This is a genomic window from Actinosynnema sp. NPDC023587 (assembly GCF_040640215.1).
Taxonomy (GTDB): domain Bacteria; phylum Actinomycetota; class Actinomycetes; order Mycobacteriales; family Pseudonocardiaceae; genus Actinosynnema.
The window spans coordinates 65,190-77,258 of the sequence record NZ_JBFABG010000013.1 but is presented as its reverse complement, the minus strand read 5'-3'; the positions used below and the strand labels follow the sequence as shown (position 1 = coordinate 77,258).

Genomic DNA, 12,069 nt, shown 5'->3' with positions numbered 1-12,069 from the left:
GGCCGAACCCATGCCGCATGACGTCGAGTTCGACATCCCGTTCCCGCGCACCCCGCCGGCCGACCCCACCGACACCGAGGCGGACCTCGCCGCGTGGCTGCTGGACCTCGGCCTGCTGCGCACCCCGGCCGAGGCCGAGTACTTCGCCGGCATGCGGGTCGGCGAGTACTCGGCGCTGCTGTTCCCCCGGGGGACCGGTGCGGACCTGGCGCTGGTGGCGCAGGTCATCGGGATCATGACCGTCGTCAACGACCAGGTCGACCACGTGACCGGCCAGCGGACCGGTCGCGGCCTCGCGATGTGCGACGACCTGGTGACCCTCATGCGCCAGGAACACCCCCGCAGCCCCCGGACGCCGGCGGGCGTCGCGTGGTGCCGGATCTGGCCGCGACTGGCGTGGGGGATGTCGCCGGGCTGGCGCGACCGGACCCGCCGCGATTCGGCCCGGTTCTACGACGCCTACCGGCAACCCGACTTCCGGCGCACCGTCGCGCAGTACGTCGAGCGCCGGGAGATCACCTCGGCGCTCGCGGTGCAGCTCGGGCTGGCCGAGCGCAGCGGCCACTTCGAGGTGCCGGAGTCCGCCCGCGAGGCGGACCTGGTCACCGCGCTGTACCGGGACACCGTCAAGATCATGATGTTCCCCAACGACGTGTTCTCCCTGGAGCGGGAGGAAGCCCGCCACGAGGTGGACAACCTCGTGCTGGTGATGGAGCACGGTACCGGCCGGCCGAGGGGCGAGGTGATCGCCGAGATCCAGGACCTGGTCCGCGAGGCGGGCGAGCACTTCGTGCGCCTGGAGGCCCGTGTGCCCGACCTGGCGGCGGCGCTGCGGCTGGACACCTCCGAGTTCGACGCGCTGAACCGCTACGTGCGCGCGATGCGCGACATCGCGATCGGCCTGCACGCCTACCACACCGGCCACACCACCCGCTTCGACCCACGGGCCGCCGCACACGCCCGGACCTCCGGCTACGAAGAGGTCCGGCACGTGTGACGGCGACCGCCCTGTTCAGGGGTGGCCGTGTCCGGTGACCGGATTCAGCCGACCACCTGGATCACGGACCACCGCGGATCAGCCGCACGCTCCGGACGGTGACGTCGGCAGACCCTCCGTTGTGCACCCGGAAGTCCATACCGCCCGGCTGTGCGCCGCGGAAAGAGGCGTCCGTCAGGGTGAAGATCGCGGTCTTCACCGCACCGGAACCCGTGTTGGTGACCGCCGGGGTGGACGCGATCGCGGCGTTCGCCGTGCTGTACTGCACGTTCCACCTCGCGGTTCCCGTGTCGCGATAGGTGACGGCGATCCTGAACGTGCGCTCGGTCGTCGGCGCGAAACGGGGGTCCACGTCGAAGTAGATGTGATCGTTGCCGCTCGCGTGGTCGGTTCGCCGCGCGAAGTAGGTCACGGCGGGCTGGGTGGACCCGCCCTCGCCGACCTTGCAGAAGCCGTACTGGTCCGGGGCCCAGGTGTGCTGGTCGGTCGGAGTCGTGCGTCCGCCCGACTCGACGTCGCGTTGCAGGAGGAACTTCTCGTAGTTGTGGTAGCGGCGGGTGCCGTTGTAGCAGCCGTCGTAGGACATGTGCAGCGTGGCCCACGCGTCGGGCGATTCGTTCACCGGGTAGCCGACGCTCTGCCGGAAGTAGTCGCGCAGCGCCGCGAACTGCGGGTGCGCCGCATCGTGGGTGCCGGTGCGCAACTCGTGCGGGAAGACCGCCCAGTTGTGGCCCTTGCGCAGCATGTTCAACACCGCGAGGCGGTAGTAGTCGTAGTCGCCGAACACACCGGCGAGATTCGCGATCTCGAATTCGTTGCCGTAGAAGGACATGCCCGCGCGGCCCATCTCGTGGACCGTCTTGGCCGTCAGGTAGTAGTGGGATTGCCCAGGCTGCGCGCCGACGGGCGTGGGTTGGACGGCCACGGTGTCCTGGCCGATGAGCGGCTGGGTGAGCTGGGCGGTGAGGCTCTCGCCGTTCCCCTCGCGCAATTGCGTGCCCAGGGTCCGCAACGCGTAGTCGGACACCCACTTCGGCGCACCGGGCGTGGTGTCGCCGGGGAGGTTCCACTCGCCGGCGCTCGTCCAGACGACCTTCTTCACGCCGACTGCGGTCGCCCAGGCGTCGATGATGTCCTTCGCGTAGGTGCGGAGGATCTCCGGGGTCAACCCCTTGGCGACGGCATCGCGGTAGACGGTCGACGGCATCCAGAACTCGCCGGCGCTGAACGTCGTCGCGTACGCGTACTTCACCCGTTCATCGGTTTTGTAGCGCCCGAACATCTCCTTGATGAACCGCAGCACCTCGCGGCGCGGGCACGTGTCCCACAGCGCCAGCCCCCATGCGGCCGAGCCGTTGTTGACGACCTTGACCGGGGTGCCGGCGGCTGCGCACTTCGCGATCACCCACTGCGGCGCGTGCGGGCTCCCGGCCTGGTCGACGGTGCCGAGGATCGTCCAGACGAGTGCCGTCCGGCCCGCCTCGCCGAGCTGGTCCAGGCTGTAGGAGTAGGTGCCCGTCGTGCTCTCGATCCGGTCCCACCGGTAGACCCCTTCGGACGGGTTCAGGTCGCGCCAGTACGCGCCCACCCAGTGCAGGTCCGTGGTGGGGCTCCAGTTGACCGCCGGTCCCCAGATCTGGTTGAGGCCGCCGTGGGGGCTCTTGGCCGGATAGCGGGACGGCAGCGCCCAGTACTCGCCGTCGCGCACCTCCACCGTCGGCGGCAGTGGTCCGGGCGTGCCCGTCGTCCACGTCTGGTTGGGATTCCCCGTGCAGTCGAAAACGGCGGCGAGCGCGCCATCGGTCAGGTCGCTGCGCCTGATGTCGAGGCACCGGCCGCTCGGCGCGTGCACGAAGCGGTACCGGTCGGCCGTGCCGGTGCCCTGCTTGGTCCACCGTTGCGCCGTCGAGCCGGTGCAGGTCCTCTGCTCCAGCCCGGTCGAGTTGGCGGTGCCGCCCCCGACCGGTTGGACGCACTTGCCGCTGTGCTGCGCGACGAGCTGGATCTGTCCGCCACCCGCGTCGCGCGCCGTCCAGCTCTGGTTGGACGAGCCGGTGCACGTCCACTGCTCGACCACCGCACCGTCCTGGACCGCCTGCGGGCCGCCGCGCACGTCCAGGCACTTGCCGGAGTGCTGCGCGACGATCGTCGTGGTCGAAGCGGCGGCACCGGCCGACCCGGGTGGGCCGGCCAGTGCCGCCGTCGAGCCGGCCAGCACGGCGAATGCGGCGGCCGGGGCGAGAAATAATCGTCGTCTCATCCGGAATCCTTCCAAGACCGCGAGGGGGTGGCTGCCGCCGGACCCGGCGACAGGAACCGCACCCCGGCTACCCGAGGCGGAGATCCACTACGCCCGCGCGGTGGCGGCTCGGTGACCGGAAGGCGTGCACCGTGTCCGGGGGCGGCGCTCACGGCCGTTGCGGGAAGGGACTGTCCTCGATCAGGTTGTAGCGGTACGGCAAGAACCTCGTGTCGTTGTCGAAGTACGGGTACGGCACCTTGCGGTGCACCGTGTGCGGCGGGGTCTGCTCGTAGGCCCAGTAGGTGTCGTGATCGTGGCCGGCCCACCGGTCGAAGATCGCGACGTGGCCGTTCGCACCTCCGGAGCCCGGACCGCCGTTCATCATGACGTCGCCCGCCCGCAGCTCGTCCTTCTCGATGCGGTGTGCCACGTCGGGGAGGCTCACCGTCGTCATCGAGCTGTCGAGGTTCCACGCCATGGACACGTAGCCGGAGCAGTCGGTGCGCCGGCCCTCGTGCCATGCGCCCATGCTGTACGGGACGGGCGGGTCGAGCCAGTCCTTCGCCCGCGCGATCACCTCGCGCCGGGTGATCGGAGCCGCCCTGGTCGCGTCGTTCGAGGTGGCGGCCCGCTCCGGGCCCTGACCGCCGTAGAGCGGCTCCGCGTGGGCGGTCGGGCTCACCAGGGTCAGCGCCGTCACCGCGCCGATCGCGGCTGCCAGCAGTCTCGTCATGGTCGTTGCCCCCTTCCGGGTCGGACTGGGTATTCCCGACTTCGATCGCGGAAAGCGGACGACCCGGGGATTCACGCGAAAGAGGAGGGACGCGGTCTCCAGGGGGTGACCCGGCGCGCGCCCCGGGGACGACCGGACCACGTCGGCGTCGGAGTGCCGCCGCCCGCCGCAAAATCCGTTGCCGGCCGGTCCGCCGGCTGACCATCATGGCGGGCATGGACCAGTGAGCACCGGACCGCGCGCGGGATGAAGACGGATTCGAGTTTCTCGCCGTCTGATTCCGCCGTGCCTCGCGAAGCCCGTACGACACCTGTGCTGCGGGCTTCCCTCACACGACGTGATGTGCCACGTCATGCCCGGCCGGGCGCTCCCCATCGCGGGCACCGGCCGTACGCCCCTGGTCCCGGGAGGCGGGTCGCGCTGCCGCGAAGCGCTGCCTGACGCCTCCTTCACAGCCCTGGAGTCCGGCAAAATCATGAACGATCTTCGGAGTACCCGTGTGCCCGCTGGAGGCGGCGGGTCCGCCTGCGACCGGAAGTCGCTGTGGGTGGTCAAGGAGCTCGGGTTGCCCGCCATCGTCAAGGCGTGCGTGGCGTGCAGGTCCACGCGGCACCGCCCGACCGGCAAGTTCCGGGTCAACGCGAACGGCAAGCTCCTCGACGTCTGGATGCTGATCGGCTGCGAGCGGTGCGGTCGCACGTCGAAGATCCCGGTCCACGAGCGCGTCCACGTGCGGTCACTGGACCACGGGCGGCTGCTGGGGTTCGAGACCAACGATCCGTCGGTGGTGCGCGGACTGGTCGTGGACGCGGCATCGGCCGGCAGGGCCGCGTACCGGCTCGACTGGAGCGGGACGTGGGAACTGGAAACCGACCTGCCGTTCCACGACCTCGGGCACGACGACCCCGCGCCGGTCGAGGTCGTCGTCAGGTTCGAGCTGCCGGCACCCGTCCGGGTCGAGAAGCTGCTCATGGCCGGGTTCGGCCTGAGCCGCCCGGCGGCGCGGGGCATGGTCGGGTCCGGGCGCATCCGCCTGCCCCTGGCCCTCGACGCGAAGGTCCACGAGGACTTCGGCTTCGTCGTCGACGCCACCCCGGTCGGCGGCCTGGCCGAGGATCGGGAGGCCCGATCGTAGAAGACCGGTCCGGGAGGCCGCCCGTTCACCGGGCGGGCGGCCGGTCCTCGACGACCAGGCGTTCTTCCAGCCGCTGGGCTTCGGAGCCCCGGCCCTGGTCCCGGTACATCGACAGGGCGCGTTCCCACGCCTCGACCGCCAGGTCGCGCGCGCCCGCGTCGAAGCGCGCCTCGCCGAGGCGCTCCAGGAGTTCCGCCTCCTCGTAGGTGAAGCTCTTCTCCCGCCAGATCTCCAGCGCCAGCGTGTAGTACTCGGCCGCGCGGGCGTGGTCGCCGGTCCGGTGGGCGATGTAGCCGAGGCTGTCCAGGCTGTTGCCCTCGGTGTCCTGGTCGTGGATCTCCCGGCTGCGGGCCAGGGCCGCCTCGCACTGCGCGCGGGCCTGGTCGAACTGGCCCAGTTGCGAGTGGTACCAGCCGACGGTGTTGTGGGCGTCGGCCTGCCAGCCGGGGTGGTCGACGTACCGCACCAGCTCCAGCGTGCGCAGCGCGTGGTCCAGGGCGGTCCGGTGATCCCCGATCTCGGCGTGCGCCACGGCCAGCCCCCGGTTCGCCACCACCTGGCCCTCGACGTCGCCGTCGGCCTCCGCCATGGCCAAGGCGATGTGCAGGTGCTTGATCCCCAGGCCCTCGCGGTCGGTGTTGCGGTACGCGTCGCCGAGGTGGCGGTGGGACTCCGCCAGCGTCGCGGTGTCCCCGAGCAGCGCGGCGGCCTCGACCGCCTGCTGCCACAGCAGGACCAGCGCGTGCATGTGCCCGCGCCGGCGGTGGAAGCTGGTCATCGTCCACGCGATGTGCACGACGTCCCGGTGCCGGCCGCTCGCGGCGGCGGCGAGCTGGGTGGCCACCAGGCACGGGTGTTCGGCCTCGAACCACGCCACGACCGACGCGTTGTCCACGCTGTCGTCTTCGGGCACGTCCACGGCGATCGGCACGCGGTGCGGGTCCAGGACGCGGTCCCGGCGGAACGCGTTGGTCACGTAGTAGTCGATCAAGGTGCTCAGCGCCGCCGCGCGCTCGTCCTCGGACAACGCCGCGCGGCCCCGCTCGGCCGCGTCGAGCCGCACCAGGTCGTGCATCCGGTACCGGCCGGGCACGGACTCGCCCACCAGGTGCGCGTTGACCAGCTCGCGGAGCAGGGCCGCCGTGCGGTCCGGCGACAGGGCGCGCGCGGCGGCGAAGGACAGGTCGGGACCCGGGGCCAGGGCGATCAGCTCGGCCAGCCGCGCGGCGTCCGGGCTGAGCGCGCGGTAGGACACCGAGAACACCGCGCGCAGGTTGAGCCCGGCGTCTCCGGTGTCCAGCACGTCCAGCGCGCCCGCCTGGTCGCGCAGGTCGGTGGCGAGGCGGGCCAGGGACGAGGTCGGCGTGACGGCGGCGTGCGCGGCGACGATGCTCAGCGCCAGGGGCAGGCCGGCGCAGTGCCGCACCAGCTCGGCCGCCGCCTCGGGCTCGGCGGCGAGCCGGTCCTCGCCCAGCCTGCGGCGCAGCAGCTCGCGCGCCTCGGCGTCGTCCAGCACGTCGAGGGTGACCGGGTGCGCGCCGTGCGCGGTGACCAGACCGGTCAGCGGCTGCCGGGTGGTGATCAGCGTGGTGCAGGTGGGGCCGCTCGGCAGCAGGTCGGCCACCTGCGCCGAGTCGGCCGCGTTGTCCAGCAGCACCAGCAGCCGGCGGTCCGCGACCAGGCTGCGGTACAGCCCGGCCTGGGCCTGCACGTCCGGGGGGATCTCCTGCTCGGTGACGCCGAGCGCGGCGAGGAAGCCGCGCAGCGCGGCGGTGGGTGCGAGCGGCGCGGAGCTCGGGTCGAAGCCGCGCAGGTTCGCGTAGAGCTGGCCGTCGGGGAAGCGGTGGGCGTGCTGGTGGGCCCAGTGCAGCGCGAGCCAGGTCTTGCCGATCCCGCCGGACCCGCCGATCGCCGAGATCACCACCGTGGGGCCGGCCGCGGCGAGGCGCTCGGTCAGCCCGGCCACCTCGCGGGCCCGGCCGGTGAAGGCCAGGGGCGGCGGCGGCAGTTGGCGCGGCCGGGACGCGGTCCGGGACGCGGGCGACGGCGCGAGCACGGTCGCGTCGGCGTTGAGGACGGCCTCGTGCAGCGCGCGCAGGGGCGGGGCCGGGTCGGTGCCCAGCTCGTCGGCCAGGCGCGCGCGGAACCGGTCGTAGTGGGCGAGCGCGTCGGCCGCGCGGCCGTCCCGGTAGAGGGCGAGGATGAGCTGGCCCGCGACCCGCTCGTCCAGCGGGTGGTCGGCGGCGCGGTCGAGCAGCTCGCCGAGCACGCCGGCGTGCCGGCCCCGGCGCAGTTGGACGTCGACGAGGTCCGCTTCGGCCGCGTGCCGCTGGTGGTGCAGGACGTGCCGCACGCCCACCGCCCACGGCGTCTCCAGGTCCCGCAGCGGATCGTCCCGCCACAGGCCCAACCCCTCGGTGAACAGCGCGGCGGCCGTGTCGTCGTCGCTGTCGCGCGCCCGTTCCAGCAGGTCCCGGAAGCGCACCAGGTCGATCGCGGCGGACTCGGTGGTCAGGGCGTAGCCGCCGGCCCGCCGGACGATCGACGCCTCGTCCGGCGGCAGCGCCTGGCGCAGGCGGGTCAGGTAGGTGGACAGCGTGCCGCGCGCGGTCTGCGGCGGTTGGTGGCCCCAGACCCGGTCGAGTAGCTGGTCCGCGGTGACCGGCGCGTTCACGTCCACCGCGAGCGCGGCGAGCACGCTGCGCTGACGGGCATGCCCGATGTCGAGCACCCGGTCCGCCGAGCGCACCTGGACCGGACCGAGCAGGCAGAACTCCAGCACGACATCTCCCCCCGAGAGCCCCAGGGCGTTGATTCTGCCGGGTGGGCGGTGCGGGGGAGAACGCGGATTCAACATTCCCTCAAGATCGACTTCCGACGATGCGCCCGATCCAACCCCACGAACTCGTGAAGGCGGAACCCTATGGTCGGGCAGCGGGCCGTTCCCCTGGTCGCAGTACTCCTGGCGGTGGTCGGTGCCGTGTCGGCGGTCCACCCGCCGGCCGGGAGAGCCGAGCCGCCACCGGCGGCGGCGACACCCGAGGCGGAAGCGCGCGCCACCGGTCAGCGGGTCGAGGTCCCGGAGCGGACCTCGCCCACCACCCGGGTGTTCGCGAACCCCGACGGCAGCCACACCCTGGAGCAGCACCCCGTCCCGGTGCGCGGTCGCCGGGACGGCAGGTGGGTGCCGATCGACACCACCCTGCGGTTCTCCGACGCGGTGCGCCCCGCCGCCGGCGCGGTCGACGTCGCGTTCTCACCGGGCGGCACCGGGCCGCTGGTCACCCTCGTCGAGGGCGACCGGCGGGTCGAGCTGAGCTGGCCGGAACCCCTGCCCCGGCCCGAGCTGGCCGGGGACCTCGCCACCTACCGCGACGTGCTGCCCGGTGTGGACCTGCGGATGCGGGCGCTGCGGCACGGCTACGCCAAGGTGTTCGTCGTCAAGGACCGCGCGGCGGCCCGCGATCCCGCGCTCCGCTCGCTCTCGTTCGGGCTCAAGACCCGTGGCGTGGCGCTCAAGCGCGACGGCGTGGGCGCGGTGGTCGCGGAGGACCCGTCCGGCGCGGACGTGTTCCACGCCGGGACCCCGAAGATGTGGGACGGCAAGCGCGTCGAGCAGGCCGTGCCGGTGGAGGTCGGTCCGGACCGGATCACCCTCACGCCCGACCAGGGGCTGCTCACCGGCGCGGACACCACCTACCCGGTGGAGATCGACCCGGACATGGGCGCGGGCCGGGCGGCGTGGGCGCTGGTCTACGGCACCCCGGACCGCTACCGGGGCCAGTCCTACTGGTTCGGCGACAGCGACCGGACCGCCAAGGTCGGCTACAGCGCCTGGGAGTCGCCGGTCGTGCTGGCCCGCAGCTACTTCCAGTTCGACACCTCCTCGCTGATCGGCAAGCACGTCCTGGGCGCGGAGTTCAACGCGTTCGAGACCTACGCGCCCTCGTGCGAGGCGCGCCCGGTCGGCCTGCACGAGACGGGGGCCGTCCACGCGGGCACGACCTGGAACACCCAGCCGTGGATCGGGCAGGAGCTCGGCCGGCACCACGTCGCCGCCGGGTACAGCTCCTCGTGCCCGGCCAAGTGGCTGGGCTTCGACGTCACCGGCGCGGTGGTCAACGCCGTCACCACCCGGACGCCCACCACGACGCTGATGCTCAAGGCGGTCGACGAGGGCGACTCCAAGTCGTGGAAGAAGTTCAACCCCGACAACCCCTCGATCGTCGTCCGCTACAACAGCCTCCCGAACGTGCCCGGCACGCCGACCGTCGACGGCCGGGCCTGCGCGGTGGTGCCGGGCCAGCCGCACCTGTCGACCACCGGGCCCCGGTTGACCGCGACCGGGTCCGACCCGGACGGCGGCGGCCTGAAGGTCAAGTTCGAGTGGTACGTGCGCAACGGCGCGAAGAAGGGCGAGGCCACGACGCTCTCCCAGTCCTCCGGCACGACCTTCGGCGTCACCCTCGCCCCGGGCACCTACGCCCACGGCGACACGCTCGCCTGGCGCGCCGCCGCCTACGACGACGTCGACTGGGGCGGCTGGTCGGGGTGGTGCGAGGCGACCATCGACACGACCCGGCCGGACAAGGCCCCGCTGGTGTCCTCCACCGACTACCCGGAGAACGGCGTCGGCGGCGGGGTCGGGCGCACCGGCTCGTTCACGCTGTCCGCCGAGGGTGTCGCGGACGTCGTCGCGTTCGAGTACGACCTGCACGACCAGCCCAAGCGCCGGGTCGCGGCCACCGACGGCACCGCGACCGCCCTGGTCACCCCGCCGAACGACGCCTGGCTCGACCTCTACGCGCGCAGCGTCGACCGCGCGGGCAACCTGAGCGACCTGCGCCGCTACCACTTCCGCGCCGGGGCGGGCACGCCCGCCGTGGGCCAGTGGCGGCTCGACGGCTACTGGCCCACCTTCGACGCGCCGGACGGGTCGGGTCGCGGCAACAACGGGACGATCGTGTCCTCGGTCGCCGGCGCGCGCGGCGGGGCCTGGACCGCCGGCCGCCAGGACGACGCGCTGCACCTGGACGGCAGGGGCAACGTGGCCACGACCGGTCCGGCGACCCGCACCGACTCGACCTTCACCGTCGCCGCCTGGGTGCGCACCGACCTGGTGGAGCCCGGCGGCCCGTGGCGCACCGCCGTCAGCCAGGACGGCACCGTGATGAGCGGGTTCTTCCTCCAGCTCAACCCCGACGGCAGGTGGAACTTCATGATGCCGGCGGCCGACGCGGACACCACGCGGTTGGTCGCGGCGTCCGACACCCCTGCGGTCGTCGGGCGGTGGACCCACCTGGCGGGTGTGTTCGACCGCGCGACCGGGACGGTGTCGCTGCACGTGGACGGCGTCCGGCAGGCGCGGACCGCCAAGCAGAGCACGCCGTGGCACGCGGGCGGCGCGGTGCAGATCGGTCGCGCCCTGGCCTCGCGCGCCAAGGTCGACCACTTCCGCGGCTCGATCGACGACGTGCGGGTCTACGACCGGCTGCTGTCCGACCGCGAGCTGCACGACCTGGCCGGCCACCCGACGGCGGAGGAGGGCTTCTGGCAGTTGGACGAGAAGTCCGGTGCCACAGCGGGCGACGCCTCCGGCAACCAGCGCGTGGGCACCCTGCGCGGTGGTGCGTCCTGGAGCGACCTGTCCGTGGTCGGCGGCGGGTCCGTGCGGCTCGACGGCGTGAGCGGGCAGGTGGAGACCGGTGCGCACGCGGTGCGCACGGACAGCAGTTTCACCGTGTCCGCCCACGTGCGGCTGGAGAACGCGAACGGGAACTGGCAGACCGCCGTGAGCCAGGACGGCGCGAAGGCGTCCGGGTTCGCGCTGCGCTACCGGCCCGACCGCAAGGTGTGGTCCTTCGCGGTGTCGGCGGGTGACGCCGACGTCCCGGTGATGCTCGGCGCGGACTCGCCCGAAGCGGCGAGGACGGGGGAGTGGACGCAACTGACCGGCGTCTACGACCACGCGGACCGCCAAGTGCGGCTCTACGTCAACAGCGCGCTCGTGGCGGTCACCCCGATCCCGCCCGACGTCACGCTGTCCGACATCCCCGGCGACCTGGTGATCGGGCGCGCCAAGCTGCACAGCCGGGGCGACCGGTTCTGGGGCGGCGAGGTCGACCAGGTCCGCGTGCACACCGGCGTGCGCACCGAGGACCAGGTCGTGGACGACACCCGCGATCCGCAACCGCCGCCGCCGACGCTGAAGAACGGGCAGTTCGCCCGCTGGGTCGGCCACGGCGCGGCGCACGTGACGACGCTGGGCGGCGCACCGCGCGGCTACCACTTCGAGGCACCGCTGGGCTTCCCGGCACCTCGGGGCGCGGCCGGCACGCGGGTGCTGCACTCGTGCCTCGTCGGCGAGGACGAGTTCACCTCCGTCGACGCCGCGTGCGAGGGCGAACGGGTGGTCGGCGAGCTGGGCACGGTCTACGCGACGGCACCCGCCGACGTGCCGACCCTGACCCTGCACCGCTGCTCGGTGACGACGACCGGCGAGAGGTTCGTGTCGCCGCACGCCGACTGCGAGGGCCAGCGCACCGTTTCGGTGCTGGGCCACAGCCTCGCCGAAGCCCACCTGACCCGGTACCGGGAGCTGGACGCGAGCGGCGAGCACCGCTCCGGCGCGCACCAGGTGGCCGCGACCTACCGGGCCGAGGCGTCGCTCGGCGTGATCGCGAGCACCGCCCAGCCCGGCACGACGGGGCTGTACGTGTGCCGCCGGGACCGCGACTACTTCCTGTCCGCGCAGGGCGATTGCGAGGGCGGCCAGGTCGTGGAGTGGACCGGGGCGGTGTGGCCCGCGCCGACGGCGACGGCGGACGTCCCGCTGCTGCGCTGCAAGGCCAACGGTACGAACGAGCTGTTCGAGACGCTCGACCCCGGCTGCGAGGGCGGCACGCGAGACCGCGTGCTCGGCCACGTGAAGCGGCAGGTGTAGGCCATGATGAGGGATGGGG

6 protein-coding genes are annotated in these 12,069 nt (G+C 73.0%); 3 read left to right on the top strand and 3 right to left on the bottom strand.

All coding sequences use genetic code 11. From position 1 onward, the window contains the following. The first annotated feature begins 10 nt into the window (after positions 1–10). Positions 11–997, top strand: a complete 987-nt coding sequence (locus tag AB0G01_RS28110; protein WP_360951252.1) for a hypothetical protein — start codon at positions 11–13, stop codon at positions 995–997. A 61-nt stretch (positions 998–1,058) separates the two neighbouring features. On the opposite strand, the gene AB0G01_RS28105 is transcribed toward AB0G01_RS28110, so the two are convergent. Next, entirely contained in the window at positions 1,059–3,257 is a 2,199-nt protein-coding gene (locus AB0G01_RS28105) for an RICIN domain-containing protein (RefSeq protein WP_360951249.1), read from the bottom strand. Positions 3,258–3,405: 148 nt separating this feature from the next. After that, positions 3,406–3,972, bottom strand: coding sequence for an NlpC/P60 family protein (locus AB0G01_RS28100; protein WP_360951246.1), 567 nt, complete (start codon positions 3,970–3,972; stop codon positions 3,406–3,408). 499 nt (positions 3,973–4,471) lie between these two features. Between AB0G01_RS28100 and AB0G01_RS28095 the strand changes: the two genes are divergently transcribed. After that, positions 4,472–5,107: a DUF1062 domain-containing protein gene (locus tag AB0G01_RS28095; protein ID WP_360951244.1), complete on the top strand. Its 636-nt coding sequence runs from the start codon at positions 4,472–4,474 to the stop codon at positions 5,105–5,107. 25 nt (positions 5,108–5,132) lie between these two features. Here the strand turns inward: AB0G01_RS28095 and AB0G01_RS28090 are convergent, their stop codons facing one another. Further along, positions 5,133–7,889 carry a BTAD domain-containing putative transcriptional regulator gene (locus AB0G01_RS28090; RefSeq protein ID WP_360951242.1) on the bottom strand — a complete coding sequence of 919 codons (2,757 nt, stop codon included), beginning with the start codon at positions 7,887–7,889 and terminating at the stop codon, positions 5,133–5,135. Between the two features lie 141 nt (positions 7,890–8,030). On the opposite strand from AB0G01_RS28090, the gene AB0G01_RS28085 reads away from it, so the two are divergent. Next, entirely contained in the window at positions 8,031–12,050 is a 4,020-nt protein-coding gene (locus tag AB0G01_RS28085) for a LamG-like jellyroll fold domain-containing protein (protein WP_360951239.1), read from the top strand. Positions 12,051–12,069 lie beyond the last annotated feature (19 nt).

Excerpts from the sequence above, each read along its gene's own strand:
- AB0G01_RS28110 (WP_360951252.1), top strand. The coding sequence starts at position 11 with ATGCCGCATGACGTCGAGTTCGACATCCCGTTCCCGCGCACCCCGCCG.
- AB0G01_RS28105 (WP_360951249.1), bottom strand. The coding sequence starts at position 3,257 with ATGAGACGACGATTATTTCTCGCCCCGGCCGCCGCATTCGCCGTGCTG.
- AB0G01_RS28100 (WP_360951246.1), bottom strand. The coding sequence starts at position 3,972 with ATGACGAGACTGCTGGCAGCCGCGATCGGCGCGGTGACGGCGCTGACC.
- AB0G01_RS28085 (WP_360951239.1), top strand. The coding sequence starts at position 8,031 with ATGGTCGGGCAGCGGGCCGTTCCCCTGGTCGCAGTACTCCTGGCGGTG.